Here is a 20,913-nt window from a genome sequence, read left to right on the forward strand (position 1 = left end):
AGTCAGCCCCGGACCAGCTCGGCGGTGCCGTCGAGCAGATGCAGTTCGGCGTCGCACGCGGCGGCGGCCTCCAGGTCGTGGGTGGCCAGCACGACGGTGGCCCCCCGGTCCGCCTCGGCGCGCAGCAGGTCCAGCACGCGGCTGCGGTTGGCGGCGTCGAGCTCGCTGGTGACCTCGTCGGCCAGCAGCACCCGGCCGGACAGGGCCAGCCCGCGTGCGATCGCCGTACGCTGCTGCTGGCCGCCGGACAGCTCCTCGACGAGCTGCCCCGCCTGCGCGGACAGCCCGACCAGCTCCAGCGACTCGGCGGTGGCGCGGCGCGCGTGCTCCGGGGTGAACCCGTTGGCCACCAGCACGACCTGAACGTTCTCGCCCGCGGTGAGGATGGTGGCCAGCCCGTTATCCTGCGGGATCAGCACCACCTTGCGGGCGACGGCGTCGTCGCGGTCGCGCAGCGCGCTGCCGTCGACCTCGACGGTGCCGGCGACCGGCCGCAGCACCCCGGCCATGGCCCGCAGCAGGGTCGTCTTGCCCGCGCCCGACGGTCCGGTCACCGCCAGCATGCGGCCGGGCTGGGCCGTCACGGTCACCTCGCGCAGCACGGGCGCGCCCGCCGCGTACTCCACGGTCACACGGTCAACCACCAGAGCAGACGACATCGCCGCTCTCCTCTCGCCTTGCCGAACCCGGCGCCAACGGAAGTGATCTCCCGTTTCCGCAGTAGTCACGCGCAATCTAGCGAGCAGGTTGTCAGAACACGAAATCTGTTTCACCAGGCGGGCACGTTAAGAACAGCTCAACGCAAGCTGTGTGCACGTGTTGCGCGAATGTTGCACGCATATGCGGTAGAGCGCTCTCTCATGTCCGCGATCGCCCCGGTCGCGAAGATCGAACGTGCGGTTTCGGGGAATGTGCATGAATCTTGGCCCGGATTCCAGCACTTCCCCGAAACCGCGAGATCCCAAGGCGGCGCGCGTCAGAGGGCGAGGGCGGCGCGGAGGTACGGCAGGTCGGCGGGCCCGGACCAGCGCATCGCCGACAGCCCGGCGACGCGGGCGCCCCGGATGTGGCGGTCGGTGTCGTCGACCAGCAGGCAGCGGTCCGGCGGGGTCTGCACCGCCTGGCAGGCCGCGGCGAAGAACTCCTTCGTCGGCTTGTGGGTCCGCAGCTCCGCCGACGAGATCACCGCGTCGAACTCGGCCTCCAGCCCGAACCGGGCCAGGTCGTCCCGCAGGTCGTCGGTGGCGTTGCTGACCAGGGCGACCTTGCGCCCGGCCGCCCGCGCGGCGCGTACGAACTCCAGCACCTGCCCGTCGATGCGCCCCCGGTAGGCGTTCCACTCGGTCAGCGCCTCGGCCGAGGCGCCGGTGTCGGCGGCGATCTCGTCCAGCCACTGCTGCCGGGTCCAGTAGCCGGTGATGGCGGGCAGCAGTCGGCCCCAGGTCAGACCCGAGTCGAGCAGCGCCGTGGGCGCGATGCCGTGGCGCTGCTCGAAGCCGGGGTACGCGTCCGCGTCGTGCTGCCGCAGCACCCCGTCGAAGTCGATCAGCAGGGCCTCGGCCGGTCGACGCCTCACTCGCTCTCACCCTTCAACCGCTGGCTGATCACCTCGGTCACACCGTTGCGCATGGTCACGCCGTACAGGGCGTCGGCGACCTCCATGGTGCGCTTCTGGTGCGTGATGATGATCAGCTGGCTGCGCGAGCGCAGCTCCTGGAACAGCGTGATCAGGCGGCCGAGGTTGACGTCGTCCAGGGCCGCCTCCACCTCGTCCATGATGTAGAAGGGGCTGGGGCGGGCGCGGAAGATCGCGCAGAGCATCGCCACGGCGGTGAGCGAGCGCTCGCCACCGGACAGCAGCGACAGCCGCTTGATCTTCTTGCCCGGCGGCCGCGCCTCGACCTCGACGCCGGTGGTCAGCATGTTGTCCGGGTCGGTCAGCACCAGCCGGCCGTCGCCGCCCGGGAACAGGATCGGGAAGACGACCTCGAACTCGCGGGCGGTGTCGGCGAACGCGGTGGTGAACACCTCCAGGATGCGGTCGTCCACGTCCTTGACCACGGTCAGCAGGTCGCGGCGGGTCGCCTTGAGGTCCTCGAGCTGGTCGGAGAGGAACTTGTACCGCTCCTCCAGCGCCGCGAACTCCTCCAGCGCCAGCGGGTTGACCTTGCCGAGCAGGTTCAGGTCACGCTCGGCCCTGGCGGCGCGCTTCTCCTGGATGGCCCGGTCGTACGGCTCCGGCTCGGCCAGGTCGGCGGAGCCCAGCACGATCACCGGCACCGGCACGCTCGGACCGTACTCGCCGAGCAGGGTCTCCACGTCGAGCGAGAACTCCTCGGCGGCGCGGGTCTCCAGCTGCTCGATGCGCATGCGCTGCTCGGCGCGCGCGACCTCGTCGCGGTGCACCTCGGAGGTGAGCCGGTTCAGGTCGTCGCCGAGGCGCTTGGCCTGGCCGCGTACCTGAGCCAGCTCGGCCTCGCGGGCGGTGCGGGCGGTGGCGATCTCGTCGCGGCGGGCCGCGGCCTCCTCCAGCGCCGCCGACAGGCGGGTGAGCAGCTCGCGGGTGCCCGACTCGACCGCCTTGGCGATCGTGGCGCCCCGCTCCCGGGCGGCGCGGCGGGCGGCGGCGCGCTCACGGGCGGCGCGCTCGGCACCGGCCTGGCGCAGCAGCGAGTCGGCCCGGCCGGCGATCTGCGACACCCGCTCCTCGGCGGTGCGCACGGCCAGCCGTACCTCGACCTCGTTCTGCCGGGACTGCGGCACCATCGCGGCGAGCTGGTCGCGCTCGGTGGTGGACGGGTCCTCGTCGACCGGCAGCGACTCGGCGGCGGCCAGCCGCTCCTCCAGCTCGGCCAGCCGGGCCAGGTCCTCCTCGCGGGCGGCGGCGGCCTTGTCGCGCGAGGCGCCCAGGCGCTGCGCCTCGGCCTGCGCCGACCGGGCGGCCGCGCTGACCTCGGCGAGCTTGCGGGCGGCGGCGTTGCGCTCGCCCTCGGCGGCGCGCTTGGCCGCGGCGGCGGAGTCCATGGCCGCCTTGCGCTCCGACACGACCTCGCGCGCCTCAGCGATCTGCTCGCGCAGGACGGCGACGCTCTCCTCGGCCGCGTTCTTCTTGGCCCGCGCCTCGTCGACGGCCGCCTGCACCTCGATGTAGCTGGGCGCCTTGGCCGAGCCGCCCGCACCGGCGAAGGCGCCGACGACGTCGCCCTCGGCGGTCACCGCGCGCAGCGACGGCTGGGCGGCGACCAGGGCGGTGGCCGAGGGCAGATCCGGCACGAGTACGACGTCGCGCAGCGCGTGCGCGACGGCGGGGCGGATGGAGTCGGCGCAGCGCACCACGTCGATCGCCCAGCGGGCGCCCGGCGGCAGCGCCACGTCGGGGCGCGGCTGCGGGCGCGAGGCCGCGATGAGCAGCGCGGCCCGGCCCGCGTCCTGGATCTTGAGCAGGCGCATCGCCTCGGTGGCCTCGTCGACCCCGGCCACGGCCACGGCGTCGGCGAGCGTGCCCAACGCGGCGGCCAGTGCGGCCTCACAGCCCGGTTCGACGCTGAGCAGCGACGCGACGCTGCCCAGCAGGCCGGGCACCTCGGCGGCGCGGGCCAGCAGCGCACCGGCGCCGTCCTTGCGGTTGAGGCCGAGCGCGAGCGCCTCCTCGCGCGCCTTCCAGCCGGTGGCGTCCTTCTCCGCGGCCCGCTCGGCCTCGTTGAGGCGGCGCACGGCGGCGGTCGCGTCCTCGTGCGCGGCCACCGCGGCGGCGTGCCGGGTGTCCAGGTCGGCGTTGTCGCGGTCGGCGTCGGAGGTCAGCTCGGCGACCGCGTCCACCTGCTCCTGCGCCGCCTCGGCCCGCATCGCGGCATCGCCGTACGCGGTGGCCAGGCGCTCGATCTCCTCGGCGGCGGTGGCGGTACGCGCCCGGGACGCGTTGACCTGGCCGGTCAGCTTGGCCATGCCCTCACGGCGGTCGGCGATCGCCTTCATGGCCACGACCAGGGCCCGCTCGGCGGCGGCCAGCTGGCGCTCCAGCTCCTGGCGGCGCTCGACCGCCTCGGCCAAACGCACCTGGTCCTCGGCCAGCGCCTCGCGCAGGGTCTCCTCCTGCTCGCGGACCGCCTCGGCCTCGGCCTCCAGCTGCTCCGGGTCCCGGCCCGGCCGCTCGGCCTCGACCGGGGCGGACAGGTGGCGGTGCCGCTCGGAGGCGAGCTGGGCGGTGGAGCGGAAGCGCTCCTGCAGCGCGGACAGCTGGTACCAGACGTCCTGGGCCTGGGTCAGCCGCGGCGCGTCGACGGCGTGCGCCGCGTCCAGCTCGGTCAGCCGCTCCTGGACCTGCTCGTACTCCGCCTCGACCAGCTCCCGCCGGGTGCGCAGGGCCGCCTCGTCGGCGATCTCCTTGTCCAGCGTCGTACGCAGGGTGAACAGGTCGTCGGCGAGCAGCCGCAGGCGGGCGTCGCGCAGGTCGGCCTGGATCACCGCGGCGCGCCGGGCCACCTCGGCCTGCCGCCCGAGCGGCTTGAGCTGGCGGCGCAGCTCGTCGGTGAGGTCGGTGACGCGGTTCAGGTTGGCCTGCATCGCGTCGAGCTTCCGCAGCGCCTTCTCCTTGCGCTTGCGGTGCTTGAGGACGCCCGCGGCCTCCTCGATGAACGCGCGGCGGTCCTCGGGCTTGGCGTGCAGCACCGCGTCGAGCCGGCCCTGGCCGACGATGACGTGCATCTCCCGGCCGATGCCGGAGTCGCTCAGCAGCTCCTGGATGTCGAGCAGGCGGCAGGCGTCGCCGTTGATCTCGTACTCGCTCTCGCCGGAGCGGAACATCCGGCGGGTGATCGACACCTCGGTGTAGTCGATGGGCAGCGCGCCGTCGGTGTTGTCGATGGTCAGCGTGACCTCGGCGCGGCCCAGCGGCTGGCGGCCGGACGTGCCGGCGAAGATGACGTCTTCCATCTTGCCGCCGCGCAGCGCCTTGGCTCCCTGCTCGCCGAGCACCCAGGCGATCGCGTCGACCACGTTGGATTTGCCCGAGCCGTTGGGACCCACCACGCAGGTGATCCCCGGTTCGAGCTTCAACGTCGTCGCGGAGGCGAAGGATTTGAAGCCCTTCACCGTCAGGCTCTTGAGGTGCACGACACTCCGGAATCGATCATCTTGGCGCCCCGTGCGGGGCGTGGGTGGCACATGCTACCGGTCAAAGCGCAGGGTACCCGGTCGGCCGAGAGGCCCTTCCGACACGCCAGGTCGCCGGGTCCGCAGTCGTATGCCCGGACGCCACGCTACCGAACCATCGGAGGATGCCGAGTTTCGCCGTGATCCGCACCGGGAACGCAGTACACCGACGCGCGGGCGGCCGACCGGCCGCCGGATGGCGAAAAGGAAAGCGCGCCGCCACAAGAGGGTGGAGGCGCGCAAAAGGTCTGGTGCCGCGGCAGCTCGCTCGCCAGAGCAGCTGTCCGGTCCCGCTGACGCGGGGAAGGATCAGGTCAGAGCCGGTTCGGCAATGCGGAAGAACTCGTCGGCCTCAGCGGCAGCCGCCGCCAGTCGATCGTTCTCCGCCCGAAGTCGGGTTACCTCGAACTCCAGTGCCCGCACCGTGGCACGCAAGCGGGTGACCTCGTCCAGCATGCGCCGGTCGGGCGCTGCCGTGACGTGGCCATAGAGGGCCTTCGCCATATCGTCTCCTTGTGAAGCGCTGCCGGTTCGCCGGCCAAACGCGCGCCCAGTTATATTCGCGGCTCCCGGCCCGGCTATCCGGAATGTAACTCCAGATAAAGCTGACGAGCGCGGTAGGGCGCGACTGGCGACACCTCCATAGTCCGCCGATACCCCCGTGACGTCAAGTTGCCGTGCGCCACACCCCGCCACTGGTGTCGTAAGGCGGCAAAACCACCCGAACTGCTAGCGTCGATTCGTGGCAATCCGCGGTCGGCACCGTACGCCCCTGCAGCTCACGCCGGCCCTCGCGGCCCGAGCCGCGATCCTCGCCGTGGCCGCCAGCGCCGCACTGGTCGCCGCGGGCGCGACCACGGCGCTGCGACACGGCACCGTCCCGGTTGACCGGGGCGCCTCCAGCACCGCGGCCCCGTCCCGCGCCGCCGATCCGCCCGCGCCCGCGGCACTGCGGACCGCCGGGCCGCGCCGCAGCCCCAAGCCCCGCCGCACCGAGGCGGTGACCCCCGCGACCGACCTGATCACGTGGATGGAGGACCAGGTGACGGTGCTGGTCAACCGCGAGCGCGGCCGGGCCGGCTGCGACCGCCTGCGCACCGACGAGCGCATCCGCACCGCCGCCCGGCGCCACAGCGCCGACATGGCCGGGCACGACTTCTTCAGCCACACCGGCCGCGACGGCAGCGACTTCACCGACCGGCTCGCCGCCGCGGGCTACCCGCGCCGCGAGGCCGCGGGCGAGAACATCGCCTACGGCTACCCGAACCCCCAGTCCGTGGTCGCGGCCTGGATGGGCAGCTCCGGGCACCGGGCGAACATCCTCAACTGCGCCGCCAAGGCGATGGCCAACGGACTGGCCTACCGGGGGCGCGCCCCGTACTGGACCCAGGACTTCGGCTACCGCTGAACCCGGGCCCGCAAGCCGCGGGTCAGCCTGTCGAGGAGTTCGGTCGGCAAGCCGACATACCCCGGCGGGCAGTCGCGGGCGGCGCGCGCCGATCGTTGAACGGGGCGTGACCCCCCTGCTGCCGCTCCCCGCACACCCGCACCTGTACCCCGAGATGTGGGCGACGATCGAGGCCGCCGGCGTCGGCGCCACCGTCCTGCTCAACATCGACGCCGGGCCGGGCTCCGGCCTCGACCCGACCTGGACCGCCGCGACCACCCGGCTGGTACGCGCCGGAGCCAGCCTGCTCGGCTACGTCGACCTCGCCTACGGCGCCCGGCCGACCGAGCACGTCCGCGCCGAGCTCGGCCGCTGGGCCGGCTATCCGGTCCGGGGCATCTTCTTCGACCAGGCGCCGACCAGCCCGTACTCGATCGGGCCGGTGGCGGTGGCGGTGCGCGCCGCCCGGCGCATCGGCTTCGACACGCTGCTGGTCAACCCCGGCCGCCCCACCGACTCGCTCTACCGCGGCCTCGGCGCCGTGCTGTGCACCTTCGAGGGCGCCTGGGAGCAGTACCGCGTCGGCACCGAGGACGGCGTGCGCTCCGGCGACGCCCACCTGGTGCACTCGGTGCCGCTGGACCAGATCGAGGCCTGCCACGAGCTGATGCGCGCCCGCGGCGCCCGGTTCGGCCTGGCCACCAGCGAGGCGTCCGTGCACGGCGCGCCGGTGCTGCCGGTCGGGGTGTGAGGGTCCCGGCCACGGCGGCGGTCGTGCTGGCCTGCCTGGCCTGCGCGGCACCGCCCCGGGCCACCGACTGGTACGACCCGCCGCCGCCACCGCCGACCGACCCCGACCGGCTGCACTGGGTGTGGTCGCTGGACCGGCCGGACCCCGACCCCGACGCCGCCGACGTGTTCGTGCTCGACGGCTTCACCACCGACGCCGCCGCGGTGCAGGACCTGCACCGGCGGCGCCGGCACGTGGTCTGCTACCTGGAGCTGGGCGCGGTCGGCGGCCAGCCCGACGCGGGGCGCTTCCCGCACGGGCTGACCGCCGACCGGCTGATCCGCTGGGACGCCCCGGCGCGGGCCCTGCGCGACACGGTCGCGCCGATCCTGGCCGACCGGCTGCGCGTGTGCCGGGACAAGGGCTTCGACGCCGCCGCACTGGATCGGCTCGCCGGTGCGCCCGACGACGTGCTGGTGCGGGTGCTCGACGCGGCGCGCGAGCTGCGGCTGCCGGTCGGGCTGGTGGACCGCCCCGACGCGCGGGCCGACCTCAGGCTGCCGCCTTCGCGCGGGGGCGCGGCTGGCACTTCGGGCACGAGTACGAAGAGCGGTTCATGAACTGCTCGCGGCGGATCGCCGACCCGCACCGCCCGCAGGGCTCGCCCTCGCGGCCGTACGCGTTGAGCGAGCGGTCGAAGTAGCCGGACTCCCCGTTGACGTTGACGTAGAGCGCGTCGAACGTGGTGCCGCCGACCTTGATCGCCTCGCCGAGCACCTCCCGCACGTGCTGGAGCAGCCTCGTCGCGGCCTGGGCCGACAGCTCGTCGCAGGGCCGCTCGCCGTGCAGCTTCGCCCGCCACAGCGCCTCGTCGGCGTAGATGTTGCCGACCCCGGAGATGAGCGACTGGTCCAGCAGCGCCCGCTTCACGCCGGTGCGCCGCCGGCGCAGCGCACCGAGGAAGTCGGCCGGTCTGAACTCGGCGTCCATCGGGTCCCGGGCGATGTGCGCGATCTCGGCGGGCAGCTGCGCGCCGCCCGGGGAGACGGCCAGGCCGCCGAAGGTGCGCTGGTCGACGAAGCGCAGCTGCGGACCGCCGTCGGTGAAGTCGAACCGGATGTGCAGGTGCTTCTCCTCCGGCGCGGCAGCGGGCTGCACCAGCATCTGGCCCGACATGCCCAGGTGGCCGACGATCGCGTCGCCGCTGTCCAGCGGCAGCCACAGGTACTTGCCGCGGCGGCAGGCCGCGGTGACGGTCCGGCCGGTCAGCACGGCGACGAAGTCGGCGGCCCCGGCGGCGTGGCGGCGGATCGCGCGGGCGTGGCGGACCTCGACCGCGTCGATGGTCCGGCCGACCACCCACTGCGCCAGCCCGCTGCGCACGGTCTCGACCTCAGGCAACTCCGGCATGCTCCACCCTCTCCTCGGTCAACCCGTCAATTCTGCTACCGCCCCCCGACATGGGCGGCGGCGCGGGCGCCGGGCGGCGGTCACGCCTCCCGGGCCTCCGGGTGGTCCAGGTCGACGGCCCGGTTCGACAGCACCTGCCAGGCGTCCTCGGCCGCGCGCTGCTCCGCCTCCTTCTTGGTGCGGCCGGTCACGCCGCCGAAGCGCTCGGCGCTGACCACCGCCCAGGCGGTGAAGGTCTTGGCGTGGTCGGGACCCTGCTCCTCGATCACGTACTCGGGCACGCCCCAGCCGTGCTCGGAGGTCAGCTCCTGCAGGCTGGTCTTCCAGTCCAGCGAGGCGCCGCGCCGGGCCGACTCGGCCATCAGCGGGTCGAACAGGGTGCGGATGACCTCGCTGGCCCGGGGCATGCCGTGCTGCAGGTAGATCGCACCGAGCAGCGCCTCCAGCGTGTCGGCGAGGATCGACTCCTTGTCCCGCCCGCCGGTGGCCTCCTCGCCCTTGCCCAGCAGCAGGTGCGTGCCGATGCCCAGGGTGCGGGCCACCCCGGCCAGGGCGCGCGAGTTGACCACGCTGGCCCGCAGCTTGGCCAGCCGGCCCTCGGCCAGGTCGGGGTGGGCGTGGTACAGCGAGGCGGTGATCACCACGCCGAGCACCGAGTCCCCGAGGAACTCCAGGCGCTCGTTGGTGGGCAGCCCGCCGTGCTCGTAGGCGTACGACCGGTGGGTCAGCGCGCGTTCGAGCAGCTCGGGCTCGAACGGCACGCCGAACGCGGCGGACAGCTGGGCCGGATCCGGCGCCTCGGCCGGTTTCGGGTCATGCGATTTCGCTGCCATCAGCGACACCCTCTCGGCGGCCGCGGGACGGCGCAGACATGGCGACGTCGCCGACCGGCTGAACCGGTCGGCGACGCGACGAGTTGAACAACCCCGGCGGCACCGGGTCGACTCGGGATTAGACCTCGAGCACCTGGCGGCCGTTGTACGTGCCGCAGACGGTGCAGGCGCTGTGCGGCAGCTTGGCCGACTTGCACTGCGGGCAGGCAACGGTCGCGACCGCGCTGACCTTCCACTGCGCCCGGCGGTGACGGGTGTTGCTGCGCGACATCTTGCGCTTCGGGACTGCCACTGTATTACTCCTCAGTAGTAGTCGGCGGGTGCCGACCTTCTCTCGTTCGGCCGGCGGCCGACTGTCGTCTGACTCCGCTGGGCCGGTCAGGCTTGCGGATCTGCGGGCTGCTCCGGCTCCAGGCCGGTGAGCCCGCGCAACGCCGCCCAGCGTGCGTCGACCACCTCGTGCTTGTGGTCGTCGGGCAGCTCGTCCCAGCGGACCCCGCACTCGGGGCACAACCCTGGGCAGTCCTCCCGGCACAGCGGATTGACCGGCAGTGACAGCACCACCGCATCCCGCACGGCCGGTTCGAGGTCGACCAGGTCGTCGTGGATCCGACCGATCTCGTCCTCGTCGGTGGTCTCGTCCGTGGCGCTGTCCGGATACACGAACAGCTCCTGGACCCGGACGTCCACCTCGTCGTCGATCTCGACCAGGCAGCGGCCGCACTCGCCCACCAGTGGACCGGTCACGCTCCCGGAGACGAGCACACCCTCCGACACCGACTCCATCCGCAGGTCGAGGACGAGGTCGGCGCCCTCCGGCACCGAGATCATCTCTACGCCCAGGTCCGCCGGGGCCGGGACCACCCGCTTGAGGGTACGCATCGCACCCGCGCCGCGCGGCAGGTCCCGGATGTCCAGGACGAGAGGCGCTCGCGGATCGAGGTGCTGCTTCATCGAGTGATCAGGCATGACTTTTCACAAAGAGGTGAGAGTTCACCGGGACAGCGGACGGTCGGCCGAGTTGTCGCAGGCCGACGTAGAAGGTTACCTGAACCGGCCCGACGCCGTCGAACGGGCCGGTTCACCCGCGCGCCGAGGTCGGGCCGACCCGGTCAGAACGGAAGCGGACGATCGTCGTCGCCGGGGACGAACGAGCCGATCTCCCGCAGGGCGTGCATCTTGTCGCGGCCGCGCTCGATCGAGGCCAGCGCCCGGGTCAGGAACTGCTCGAAGTTGCCCAGCGCCGTGTCGACGTACTCGTCGACCTCGTCGCGCAGCCGCTGCGCCTCGGCGCGGGCCTCGGCGACGATGCGCGCGCCCTCGTGCTCGGCCGAGACTGTGATCTCGTTCACCGAGACCAGGCGGGCGTGTTCCTGCTCACCCTCGTGGATGATCCGGTCCGCCTCGCGCCGGCCGGCGTCGAGGATCTTGTCGCGCTCCTCCAGCAGAGCGGCAGACCGGCGCAGCTCGCCGGGCAGCTCTGCCCGCAGCTGGTCCAGCGTGCCGATCAGCTCACCGCGGTCGACCATGCAGTTGCGCGACATCGGCACCGATCGCGCGGCTTCCACCAGGGCGATGATGTCGTCGATACGGTCGAGTGGGTCCACCGACGGTCACTCCTCAAACACGGTTGTTGTCCACACCATGATGCGTCCCGGCGCTACCCCTTGCGCAGACCGGTCCCGCTGCGGCGAGTCGCCGCAGGTAGTGCCTTTGTCAGGCCGCGCGGGCCGGCCGCAGCCGCTCCGCGAGCCTACGCTCGACCAGCTCCGGCACGTACGGCGAAACGTCGCCGCCCCACTTGGCGACCTCCTTGACGAGACTGGAGGCGATGAATGAATACAGCGGGTTCGTCGGCATGAAGAGCGTCTCCACCCCGGCCAGACCCACGTTCATCTGCGCCATCTGCAGCTCGTAGTCGAAGTCGCTGACCGCCCGCAGCCCCTTGACCAGTACCTGCGCCTGCCGGTCGCGGCAGAAGTCGACCAGCAGACCCTGGAACGACTCGACCCGGACGTTGGCGTAGTCCTTGGTCACCTCGCGCAGGATCTCCAGGCGCTCCTCGACCGTGAACAGGCCCTGCTTCGACTGATTGATCAGCACCGCGACGATGACCTCGTCGAACAGCCGCGCCGATCGATCGATGATGTCCAGATGCCCCCGGGTGACCGGGTCGAAGGACCCGGGACAGACCGCACGCCTCACTAGCTGCTCACCCTTCCGGTTCACTCGCTCCGCGACTCTGCGCAACGGCGCGACCGTACCAAAGGGTCGACTCCCCGTAGCGGCGGCCGCGATCGCCAGTGACGCCTTCCACCCAGGACGGCTCGGGCGAGCGGGTGGCCCGCTCCACCACCAGCACCGCGTCGGGCGCGAGCCAGCCGTGCCCGACCAGCGCGGCCAGCGCCGCGGTCAGCTCCGGCTCGGTCAGCGGGTACGGCGGGTCGGCGAAGACGACGTCGTACGGACCGCCCTGGGGCCCCGCGGCGAGCACCGTGCCGACCCGGCCCGCCGCCACCGCCGCCCCGGCCGCGCCCAGCGTCGCGATGTTCTCCCTGATCACCCGGACCGCCTTGGCGTCGGACTCGACCAGCAGCGCGTGCGCGGCCCCGCGCGACAGCGCCTCCAGCCCGACCGCGCCGGAGCCGGCGAACAGGTCGAGCACGCGGGCGCCGTCGAGGTCGGTCATGGACTCCAGCGCCGAGAACAGCGCCTCGCGGACCCGGTCGGAGGTGGGCCGGGTGTCGCGGCCGTCCGGGGTGCGCAGCCGCCGCCCGCCGTACCTGCCCGCCACGATCCTCGTCACGCCCTCACGCTACGGGATCGACGCACGCTTACCCCCCGCGCGTGAGCGATCACCAGGCAGCGAGCGTCACCGGTATGCGATAACGATTCGGCAACGGTTCATTCACCTGCCACCCGTAGCGTTTCCGTGCGACCGCGCGCCTTCACTAGGGTCAGTCGGTCTCAGACTTTCACTTTCGTCACATCCATCCCCCTGGAGCACGTGTGAATCGTCAGTTCACCCGACGCCTGCTCGCCTACGCGGGCAGCGCGCTGCTCGGCCTCGCGGGCGCGTTCGTACTGGCCAGCCCCGCCCAGGCCCACCACACGGTGATCACGGCCAAGGCCAAGTGCACCCCCAACGAGTGGGTCATCTCCTGGACCGTCGAGAACTGGGACACCGACATGTCGGCGACCCTCGATGTCACGGCCACTCCGGACACCCCGATCACCAACATCGTCGACGGGGCGACCCTGCCGGGCAAAACCAAGAACAACAAGGGCGGCAAGCTGTACGGCGACCAGACCGTCCCGCTGGGCACCGCCTCGGCCGACCTGAGCATCAAGGGCACCTGGACCAACGGCCGCTCGGCCACCAACACCGGGCACATCGACCTCGACCGCACCAACTGCGGCAGGTACAAGGCCGACGTGACCGGCTCGGCCCGCTGCGACGCCGACACCGGCACCTGGCAGGTCACCTGGGCCGTCGTGAACAAGCACTACACCGACGCCGCCGTGGCGAAGATCGTGAACAACCCGGCCGACCTCAAGTTCACCGGCACGCTCACCGACGGCACCTGGACCCCGCTGGCCGACAAGACCCAGGTCGTGGGTCTGACCGACGGCCAGAGCGTCCCCGGTGGCGCGACGGTCAACGCCACCCAGAGCGTGCCCGGCACCGCCACGGGCGCGCGCCTGAAGGTCAAGCTGAACTGGAACGGCAGCCCGGGCGACGCCACCCCGCAGCCCGGCGCGGCCGAGGACACCGACTCCAGCGAGCTCGCGTTCGAGGGCGCCTGTGTCAAGAACACCCCGAAGCCGTCGGTGACCTTCGCGGCCGACTGCACCGGCGTCGTCACCGTCACCCTGATCAACGCCCAGGGCGCGACCAAGGCCGCGACCTTCGAGGTCACCGGCACCGACGGCTGGACCAGCGGTCCCATCGTGGTGCAGGCCGGCGAGAACGCGCTGCCGGTGACGGTGCCCGCCAAGAACGCCAAGAAGATCTCGGTCACCGAGGGCGGCGTGCTGCTGCCCGGCGGCGAGTACACCCCCGAGGTGCAGGAGTGCGAGGAGCCGTCGCCGTCCCCGTCGACGTCGCCGCGCCCCGAGCTGCCCACCACCGGCGCGAACACCATGCTGGCCGTGTTCTCGGGCCTGGCCCTGATCGCGGTCGGTGCCCTGGTCTTCCTGCTCGCCCGTCGCCGGCGGCTGAACCTGACCGACGTGTGATCGTGAGCTGATCCACCGCACGAAGAAGGGCGGGCCCCCGCGGGGGTCCGCCCTTTCGCTTCGGCTCAGCCCTTCTGCAGGTACTCCGCGCGGTCGGCGTCGACCAGGCGCGCCACCTGCGCCGCCAGCAGCGGGTGCGCCGTCAGCTCCGGGTCCTCGGCCAGCAGCCGGTCGGCCTCGGCGCGCGCTTCTCCGATCAGGTCCCGATCGCGCAGCAGCGACAGCAGCCGCAGGTGCGAGCGCCGCCCCGACTGCGCCGCCCCGAGCACGTCGCCCTCGCGCCGCTGCTCCAGGTCCAGCTCGGCCAGGCGGAAGCCGTCCAGCGTCGAGGCGACCGCGTCCAGGCGCTCGCGCGCCGGCGTGCCCTCCAGCGCCTCGGTGACCAGCAGGCACAGGCCCGCCGCCGAGCCCCGGCCCACCCGGCCGCGCAGCTGATGCAGCTGCGACACCCCGAACCGGTCGGCGTCGAGGATCACCATCGCGGTCGCGTTCGGGACGTCCACGCCCACCTCGATCACGGTCGTGGCGACCAGCACGTCGAGCTGCCCGGCCGCGTACGTCCGCATCACCGCGTCCTTCTCCTCGGCGGGCAGGCGGCCGTGCAGCACCCCGATGCGCAGGCCGCGCAGCGGCCCCTCGGCCAGCAGCGGGGCCACGTCCAGCACCGCCACCGGCGGGCGCTTCTCGTCCTCCTCGGCGCCCTCGACCGGCTCGACCTCGTCCTCGGTGCCGTTGTCACCGATGCGCGGGCACACGACGTACGCCTGGTGGCCCTGCTGGACCTCCTCGACCACGCGGCGCCAGGCCCGGTCCAGGAACGCGGGCTTCTCGGCCACCGGCACGACGTGCGAGGCGATCGGCGAGCGGCCGCCCGGCAGCTGCGACAGGCTGGACACCTCCAGGTCGCCGTACACGGTCATGGCGACCGTGCGCGGGATCGGCGTCGCGGTCATGACCAGCACGTGCGGCGGCTGCTCGGCCTTGGCCCGCAGCGCGTCGCGCTGCTCGACGCCGAACCGGTGCTGCTCGTCGACGACGACCAGGCCCAGGTCGGCGAAGTCGACGCCCTCGTACAGCAGCGCGTGGGTGCCGACGACCAGCCCGGCCGAACCGTCGGCGAGCTTGGCCAGCGCCTTTCGCCGCGCCGCGGCCCCCTGCGAGCCGGTGACCAGCACCACCTGGGTGCCGTCCGGGTCGCCGTCGAGCTCGTCGGCGCGGCCCTTCGGCCCGAGCAGCCTGCTGATGCCCCGCTGGTGCTGCGCGGCGAGCACCTCCGTCGGCGCGAGCAGCGCCGCCTGCCCGCCCGCGTCCACGACCTGCAGCATCGCCCGCAGTGCGACCAGCGTCTTGCCCGCGCCGACCTCGCCCTGCAGCAGCCGGTGCATCGGGTGCGGCCGGGCCAGGTCCTGCGCGATCTCCTCGCCGACGGCCAGCTGACCGTCGGTGAGCGTGAACGGCAGCGACCCGTCGAACCCGGCCAGCAGCCCGCCCTCGCGGCGCGGCCGCGGCTTCGCGGGCCACGCCGCCGCCTCCTGCTTGCGCCGCACCAGCGTCAGCTGTACGGCGAACGCCTCGTCCCAGGCCAGCCGCCGCCGCGCTAGGTACAGCAGCTCCTTGGCGCTCGGGCGGTGGATCTCGCGCAGCGCGGTGGCCAGGTCCAGCAGCTTGCGCCCGGCGCGCAGCTCCGACGGCAGCGGATCGGCGGGCAGGTCCACCGTGTCGAGCACCACCCGCACGCAGCGGGCCAGCACCCAGGTCGGCACCGCCGCGGCGGCCGGATACACCGGGATCAGCGCCCCGGCGAACTCCTCCACCTCGGCGGCCACCTCGCCGTCGGCCGCGCCCGCGTCGAGCAGCACGTACTCGGGGCCGTTCAGCTGGCGGCGGCCGCGGAAGTCGCCGACCTTGCCCGCGAACAGGCCCCAGACGCCCGCGCGCAGCTCCCGCTCGCGCCACGCCTGCTGGAAGAACGTCAGGATGAGCTGGCCGCCGGAACCGTCGCCGACGACGACCTCGAGCATGCTGCCGCGCCGCTGGCGCATCGGGCGGGTGGTGGTGCGCAGCACCTGCGCCAGCACGGTCACCTGCTCGCCGATCTCCAGCGAGCGCATGTCGGTGTGCTCGCCGCGCTCGTCGTACCGGCGGGGGAAGTGGAACAGCAGGTCACCGGCGGTGTACAGGTCGAGGTGGGTAGCCAGGGCCTTGGCGGTCTTCTCCCCGACCAGCTTCTTCAGCGGGGTCTCGACGTCGGCGTCGCCCACGGTCACTCCACCCCCACCAGCAGCGGATAGTGCGGCTGGCCCCCGTCGTACACGTGGATCTCCACGAACGGCCAGCGGGCCGCGACGTGCGCGTTCAGCGCGGGCACCAGCTCCTGCGGCGCCTGCGCCCCGACGATCAGCGTGACCAGCTCGCCGCCGCTGGCCAGCATCCGGTCCAGCAGCTGCACGCAGACGGTGCGCAGGTCGTCGCCGATCAGGTTGACCTCGCCCTCGATCAGCGCGATCACGTCACCGGGGCGGCAGCGCCCGGCCACGGTCAGCGCCTCGCGGCTGGCCCAGGTCACCTCGGCCGACCGGCACGCACCGGCCGCCTCGGCCATCGCGATCACGTCGTCCTCGAACCGGCGCGAGGAGTCGCGCACCGCCAGCGCGGCCAGCGCCTGCACCGGCGAGCGCGTCGGGATGATCCGGACCTTGACCCCCTCGCCGAACGCCTCGTCGGCGGCGGCCTGCGCCACCGCGCGCAGATTGCCGTCGGTCGGCACCACCGCGACCCGGCCCGCACCCGTGGCCAGGATCGCGTCGAGCACCTCCGCCGTCGACGGGTTCGCTGGGACCGCGACCGCGCCCTCGGCCGTCAGCAGCTCCTCGATGCCCTCGCCCGCCGCGGTGACGACCACCGCGCGGGCCGTCGGGTCGGGCCGCCGCGGCGCGTGCTCGGCGGTCGGGCTGGTCAGGTGGGTGATCTGGATCTGGTACGGCCGCCCGGCCGCCAGCCCCGCCTCCACCGCCGCCCCGGCGTCGTCGACGTGCACGTGCACCCGCCAGGTCACCGGGCCGCCCACGACCACCAGCGAATCCCCGAGCCGGTCCAGCGCCCCGCGCAGCGTGGCGATCTCGCCCGCCCCGGTGTCGATCAGGAACTGCACCTCGTACGCCGGACCGCGGTACGCCGGGCGCACGTGCGCGTGGTCGTGCCCGCTGTGTTCCTCATCATCGGTGACGACGGCCACGGCACCCGGCGCCTGACTCTCGTCATGCTCGCCGGTCAGCGCCTCCAGCAGCGCCTCCAGCAGCAGCACCAGCCCGTGCCCGCCCGCGTCGACCACCCCGGCCGTCGCCAGCACCGGCAACTGCTCCGGCGTACGCGCCAGCGCCCGCCGCGCCTCCAGCACCGCCTCGCGCACCGCCGCCACGCAGTCCTCGGTCCGGCAGCCCGCGGCCGCCTTCGCCGCGTCCCGCGCCACGGTGAGGATGGTGCCCTCCACCGGCCGCGCCACCGCCGCGTACGCCGACGTGGCCGCCGCGTCCAGCGCCGGCACCAGCCCGTCGGCGTCCACGCTGTCGGCCAGGCCGGACAGCCACTGCGCGGTGATGACCCCGGAGTTGCCGCGCGCGCCCAGCAGCGCGCCGCGCGCCATCGCGCGCAGCACCGAGCCCGCCGACGGGTCGTCGGACAGCACGTCGACCTGCGCGTGGTGCGCGGCGGTCAGCGTCAGCAGCAGGTTGGTGCCGGTGTCGCCGTCGGGCACGGGATAGACGTTGAGCTGGTTGAGCGCGTGTTCCTGCCGGCCGACGACGGCCACGGCGAGCGAACTCCAGCGCCGCACCGCGGCGGTGTCGAGGACCTCCAGCACGGGGCCAGCCTAACGGTGACGCACCCTGTTCTCACGCTCGGCGCCGCGGACGGTAGAGTGATGTACAGCCCGATCGTGCGCCCTCACCTCGAGGACCGGCATCGCGGGCTCGTTCCCCGATTGGGCATCCGCGGAGCCGGTCAGCTACCCTGGTCAGGTTCCCGGCACAGTGACGCTACGGTCGGGTCAGTGATCTAGACGAACTCAGGAGATTCCCGTGGCTAGCGTGTGCGACGTCTGTGGCAAGGGGCCGGGTTTCGGCCACAACGTTTCCCACTCGCACCGGCGGACCAACCGTCGCTGGAACCCGAACATCCAGTCGGTGCGCACCCCCGCCGGTGGCGGCAACACCCGTAAGGTGCAGGTCTGCACCTCGTGCCTGAAGGCCGGCAAGGTCACCCGCGCCTGACGCGAGACTTCCAAGGCCGCCGCGCTCCGGCGCGGCGGCCTTTTGCCGTACCCCCGAACACGCCAAGCCACCCTCCCGCCGCACCGACCCCCGCCCTTACATAAACGCTGGCCTATCTAGAGGACGAATTTCGGAAAGTCGTCCTCTAGATAGGCCAGCGTCGATGCTAGGCGGGCGGTGACCCGGGGGTCGTCGCCGACCGGCAGGTCGGCGGTGCCGGTTGCCCCGACGGGCCGGACCGGTCAGAGGTCGCGGCCGAAGCTGCGGCAGCCGGGCTCGTCGCGGTAGTGGCCGAAGTTCTCGATCAACTCCCAGCCGACCGCGTGGTACATCGCGATCGCCTCCGGCTGGGCGGTGCCGGTCTCCAGCACCGCGCGCTTGCGCCCGTGCGCCTTCGCGTCAGCCTCCAGCGCCGCCATGATCCGTCGACCGAGACCCCTGCCGCGCGCCGCAGGCGCGGTGTAGACCCGCTTGATCTCCGCGACATCCTCGGTCTCGCTCCAGCTGCGCCATCCGCCGCAGGCCACGGGCGCCCCGTCGAGGTACGCGACGAAGAAGCCGCCGTCCGGCGGGTCGAACTCGACAGCCTCGATCGGGGTGGCGTCGCCGCCGCCGTACCGCTCGGTGAGGTCAGCCATCAGTTCGGCGATCAGCTTGCGCGCGACCGGCGCACCGTAGCGCGTCGGCCGGATCTCGATCTCGGTCACGCGCCAGAGAATACGGACTTCCACGCATTGGCACCACTTGTCCATTACGTAACCAGCCCACTACTCGCCGGTACCTTACCGCGCACCCGTCGATCATGAAGTTATGGCCGCGACACACCGTCGAACCCGCCCATAAGTTCATGATCAACGGGAAGGGGGCGGTGGGGTGGGTCAGGCGCGGAAGTGGTCCCAGCCTTTGGGGCCGTACCAGGGGCGGGAGTCGACGGTGACGGTGGTGCCGTGGACGACGTCGCCGATGGGGTGCCAGCCGTCGGGCAGCGGGGTGCCGGGCGGGAAGGTGGCGACCAGGGCGTGGTCGTCGCCGCCCGCGAGCAGCCACTGGTACGGGTCGACGCCCAGCGCCAGCGCCGCGTCGCGCATCTGCTCCGGCACCGCGAACGTGTGCCGGTGCAGGTTGACGCCGACCTTGCTGGCCTGCGCGATGTGCCCCAGATCGGCGATCAGCCCGTCCGACACGTCGATCATCGAGGTGGCCCCGGCCCGTCCTGCCGCCGGGCCCGCCGCGTACGGCACGATGGGTCGCCGATACGCCTCCACCAGCACCTTCGGCGTACGGAAGCCGCGCGACAGCACCGTGTAACCGGCTGCGGCGTACCCGACCCGGCCCGCCAGCGCCACCACGTCGCCCTCGCGCGCCCCCGACCGCAGCACCGGCGACAGCCCGTGCAGGTCCCCCAGCGCCGTCACCGCGATGGTCAGCGTCGGGCTGGCGGTCATGTCCCCGCCGACGACGCTCGCGCCGACCAGCGCCGCCTCGGCGGCCAGGCCGTCGGCCAGCTGCTCGGCCCAGGCGACGTCCAGATCGGGCGGTGCGCACAGGCCCACCAGCAGCGCGGTCGCGGTGGCGCCCATCGCCGCGATGTCGGCCAGGTTGGCCGCCGCCGCCCGGCGGCCGATGTCCTCGGCATCGGCCCAGTCGCGCCGGAAGTGGCGCCCCTCGACCAGCACGTCGGTCGAGGCCACGACGCGCCCGTCCGAGGCGATCACGAGCGCGGCGTCGTCGCCCGGACCGAGCAGGGTGGCCGGGCCCGTGCCGAGCCGGGCCACCACCCGCTCGATCAGCCCGAACTCACCCGTACGCGCGACGCTCATAGCACCTCTTTTCGCTTGTGGCGCGCCTCCTGCCGCTGCCCGCAGCCCACCCGTGAGGTAGTTTCACAGCGGTACGTACAAAGGAGTCGTCCGTGGTTCACGCTTATATCCTGATCCAGACGTCGGTCGGCAAGTCGGTCGACGTCTCTGCTGCCATCGGCGACATCCAGGGTGTCACCCGGGTCGACGCGGTCACCGGGCCCTACGACGTGGTCGCCATGGTGCAGGCGCACACCGTCGACGAACTCGGCAAACTCGTCCTGTCACAGATCCAGTTGATCCCGAACATCACCCGTACGCTGACATGCCCGATCATCCACATATGAGTAACGACCAGGCGGCCCGTCCGGCCGACCGCTCCGCCAAGCTCATCGCCGCCGCGATCGCGCTGCCCGTCGCCGCCCTCGCCGGCTGGGGATTCTTCCAGGTCATGCGCCCCGCTGAGGCGCCCGCCGCGGCCCCCAAGCCCAGCACCAGCGCCGCCGCCAGCCCCCAGGTCATGCCGACCGCACCGGTGCAGATGGCCGCTCCCGCCCTCGGCGAGCGCCAGGCCACCGTGTGCCGCGCCCTGCTGTCGCAGCTGCCCGAGCAGGTCCGCGGCCTGCCCCGGCGCGAGGTCTCCGGCGGGTTCGAGCAGAACGCCGCCTGGGGCGACCCCGCCCTCACCCTGACCTGCGGCGTGACGAGCCCCACCTTCCCGCCCACCGACGACGTGTACAAGCTGAACGGCGTCTGCTGGCACGTGTCCACCGGCACCTGGACCACGGTCGACCGCGAGGTCCCCGTCTCCGTCACCGTCCCGGCCGGCCTGGACGGCCCCGGCGAGTGGGTCAGCGAGTTCTCCAAGACCTTCATCGAGACCGTCCCCTCCGCCGAAACCATGCCCACGGGTTGCCGTTGAGCAACCCCCGGGGGTTCGCGTGCCCGCGGCGGTGTCTGGACTGAGGAGCGTGACCGGGCCAAAGGCCCGGCAGCGACGAGGGAAGACACCGCCTGCGAGCGGGCACGCCGCGCCCGCGAAGGCGGGCGCCAGCAACTCAGCCTGCGAGCGGGCACGCCGCGCCCGCGAAGGCGG

At 72.9% G+C, this 20,913-nt stretch carries 22 protein-coding genes; 7 read left to right on the plus strand and 15 right to left on the minus strand.

Annotated elements, in window-relative coordinates; genetic code table 11:
• Positions 1-2: 2 nt before the first annotated feature.
• The 4 genes from QEZ54_RS00800 to QEZ54_RS00815 all read right to left on the minus strand — a co-directional run bounded on the left by QEZ54_RS00800 (position 3) and on the right by QEZ54_RS00815 (position 5,655).
• The gene (locus QEZ54_RS00800; protein ID WP_281302475.1) at positions 3-659 is read right to left on the minus strand and encodes an ATP-binding cassette domain-containing protein; all 657 of its coding nucleotides are present in this window, start codon (positions 657-659) and stop codon (positions 3-5) included.
• Positions 660-976: 317 nt separating this feature from the next.
• Positions 977-1,576: an HAD-IA family hydrolase gene (locus QEZ54_RS00805; RefSeq protein WP_281302476.1), complete on the minus strand. Its 600-nt coding sequence runs from the start codon at positions 1,574-1,576 to the stop codon at positions 977-979.
• A complete protein-coding gene (gene smc / locus QEZ54_RS00810) occupies positions 1,573-5,112 on the minus strand; it encodes a chromosome segregation protein SMC (protein ID WP_281302477.1) in 3,540 nt (1,179 codons plus the stop codon). Before smc ends, QEZ54_RS00805 begins: the two co-directional genes overlap by 4 nt.
• Positions 5,113-5,460: 348 nt before the next feature.
• Positions 5,461-5,655, minus strand: a complete 195-nt coding sequence (locus tag QEZ54_RS00815; RefSeq protein WP_155372087.1) for a hypothetical protein — start codon at positions 5,653-5,655, stop codon at positions 5,461-5,463.
• Positions 5,656-5,893: 238 nt separating this feature from the next.
• Here QEZ54_RS00815 and QEZ54_RS00820 point away from each other — a divergent pair, with 238 nt between their 5' ends.
• The 3 genes from QEZ54_RS00820 (at position 5,894) to QEZ54_RS00830 (ending at position 7,888) form a co-directional block, all read left to right on the plus strand.
• Positions 5,894-6,559 carry a CAP domain-containing protein gene (locus tag QEZ54_RS00820; RefSeq protein WP_281302478.1) on the plus strand — a complete coding sequence of 222 codons (666 nt, stop codon included), beginning with the start codon at positions 5,894-5,896 and terminating at the stop codon, positions 6,557-6,559.
• 106 nt (positions 6,560-6,665) lie between these two features.
• Positions 6,666-7,289 (plus strand): spherulation-specific family 4 protein, encoded by a 624-nt coding sequence (locus QEZ54_RS00825; protein ID WP_281302479.1) that lies wholly within the window; start codon positions 6,666-6,668, stop codon positions 7,287-7,289.
• Entirely contained in the window at positions 7,286-7,888 is a 603-nt protein-coding gene (locus tag QEZ54_RS00830; RefSeq protein ID WP_281302480.1) for an endo alpha-1,4 polygalactosaminidase, read from the plus strand. Before QEZ54_RS00825 ends, QEZ54_RS00830 begins: the two co-directional genes overlap by 4 nt.
• Here the strand turns inward: QEZ54_RS00830 and mutM are convergent.
• From mutM to rsmD, 7 genes are all read right to left on the minus strand, one after another.
• A complete protein-coding gene (gene mutM / locus QEZ54_RS00835) occupies positions 7,821-8,678 on the minus strand; it encodes a bifunctional DNA-formamidopyrimidine glycosylase/DNA-(apurinic or apyrimidinic site) lyase (protein ID WP_281302481.1) in 858 nt (285 codons plus the stop codon). The genes QEZ54_RS00830 and mutM overlap by 68 nt on opposite strands.
• 80 nt (positions 8,679-8,758) lie before the next feature.
• Positions 8,759-9,511 carry a ribonuclease III gene (gene rnc / locus QEZ54_RS00840; protein ID WP_281302482.1) on the minus strand — a complete coding sequence of 251 codons (753 nt, stop codon included), beginning with the start codon at positions 9,509-9,511 and terminating at the stop codon, positions 8,759-8,761.
• A gap of 118 nt (positions 9,512-9,629) precedes the next feature.
• Entirely contained in the window at positions 9,630-9,803 is a 174-nt protein-coding gene (gene rpmF, locus QEZ54_RS00845; RefSeq protein ID WP_281302483.1) for a 50S ribosomal protein L32, read from the minus strand.
• Between the two features lie 86 nt (positions 9,804-9,889).
• Positions 9,890-10,480: a DUF177 domain-containing protein gene (locus tag QEZ54_RS00850; protein ID WP_281302484.1), complete on the minus strand. Its 591-nt coding sequence runs from the start codon at positions 10,478-10,480 to the stop codon at positions 9,890-9,892.
• A gap of 143 nt (positions 10,481-10,623) precedes the next feature.
• Positions 10,624-11,118, minus strand: a complete 495-nt coding sequence (locus QEZ54_RS00855) for a hypothetical protein (protein ID WP_281302485.1) — start codon at positions 11,116-11,118, stop codon at positions 10,624-10,626.
• Between the two features lie 109 nt (positions 11,119-11,227).
• Positions 11,228-11,716, minus strand: coding sequence for a pantetheine-phosphate adenylyltransferase (coaD, locus tag QEZ54_RS00860; RefSeq protein ID WP_281302486.1), 489 nt, complete (start codon positions 11,714-11,716; stop codon positions 11,228-11,230).
• 7 nt (positions 11,717-11,723) lie between these two features.
• Positions 11,724-12,317, minus strand: a complete 594-nt coding sequence (gene rsmD, locus QEZ54_RS00865) for a 16S rRNA (guanine(966)-N(2))-methyltransferase RsmD (protein WP_281302487.1) — start codon at positions 12,315-12,317, stop codon at positions 11,724-11,726.
• 203 nt (positions 12,318-12,520) lie between these two features.
• On the opposite strand from rsmD, the gene QEZ54_RS00870 reads away from it, so the two are divergent.
• Positions 12,521-13,750 carry an LPXTG cell wall anchor domain-containing protein gene (locus QEZ54_RS00870; RefSeq protein WP_281302488.1) on the plus strand — a complete coding sequence of 410 codons (1,230 nt, stop codon included), beginning with the start codon at positions 12,521-12,523 and terminating at the stop codon, positions 13,748-13,750.
• A 65-nt stretch (positions 13,751-13,815) separates the two neighbouring features.
• On the opposite strand, the gene recG is transcribed toward QEZ54_RS00870, so the two are convergent.
• Positions 13,816-16,011 carry an ATP-dependent DNA helicase RecG gene (gene recG, locus QEZ54_RS00875; RefSeq protein WP_281302489.1) on the minus strand — a complete coding sequence of 732 codons (2,196 nt, stop codon included), beginning with the start codon at positions 16,009-16,011 and terminating at the stop codon, positions 13,816-13,818.
• Between the two features lie 2 nt (positions 16,012-16,013).
• Positions 16,014-17,609: a DAK2 domain-containing protein gene (locus QEZ54_RS00880; RefSeq protein ID WP_281302490.1), complete on the minus strand. Its 1,596-nt coding sequence runs from the start codon at positions 17,607-17,609 to the stop codon at positions 16,014-16,016.
• A gap of 217 nt (positions 17,610-17,826) precedes the next feature.
• Here QEZ54_RS00880 and rpmB point away from each other — a divergent pair, with 217 nt between their 5' ends.
• Positions 17,827-18,018 (plus strand): 50S ribosomal protein L28, encoded by a 192-nt coding sequence (gene rpmB / locus QEZ54_RS00885; protein ID WP_212833164.1) that lies wholly within the window; start codon positions 17,827-17,829, stop codon positions 18,016-18,018.
• A 242-nt stretch (positions 18,019-18,260) separates the two neighbouring features.
• Here rpmB and QEZ54_RS00890 read toward each other — a convergent pair whose 3' ends face one another.
• Both QEZ54_RS00890 and QEZ54_RS00895 read right to left on the minus strand, forming a co-directional pair.
• Positions 18,261-18,725 (minus strand): GNAT family N-acetyltransferase, encoded by a 465-nt coding sequence (locus QEZ54_RS00890; RefSeq protein ID WP_281302491.1) that lies wholly within the window; start codon positions 18,723-18,725, stop codon positions 18,261-18,263.
• Positions 18,726-18,896: 171 nt separating this feature from the next.
• On the minus strand, positions 18,897-19,838 hold the full coding sequence (locus QEZ54_RS00895; protein ID WP_281302492.1) for a thiamine-phosphate kinase: 942 nt from the start codon (positions 19,836-19,838) through the stop codon (positions 18,897-18,899).
• Positions 19,839-19,930: 92 nt separating this feature from the next.
• On the opposite strand from QEZ54_RS00895, the gene QEZ54_RS00900 reads away from it, so the two are divergent.
• Positions 19,931-20,164, plus strand: coding sequence for an Lrp/AsnC ligand binding domain-containing protein (locus QEZ54_RS00900; RefSeq protein ID WP_281302493.1), 234 nt, complete (start codon positions 19,931-19,933; stop codon positions 20,162-20,164).
• Positions 20,161-20,739, plus strand: a complete 579-nt coding sequence (locus tag QEZ54_RS00905) for a DUF3515 domain-containing protein (protein WP_281302494.1) — start codon at positions 20,161-20,163, stop codon at positions 20,737-20,739. Before QEZ54_RS00900 ends, QEZ54_RS00905 begins: the two co-directional genes overlap by 4 nt.
• Positions 20,740-20,913 lie beyond the last annotated feature (174 nt).

Source organism: Catellatospora sp. KI3 (assembly GCF_029948125.1).
GTDB lineage: Bacteria > Actinomycetota > Actinomycetes > Mycobacteriales > Micromonosporaceae > Catellatospora.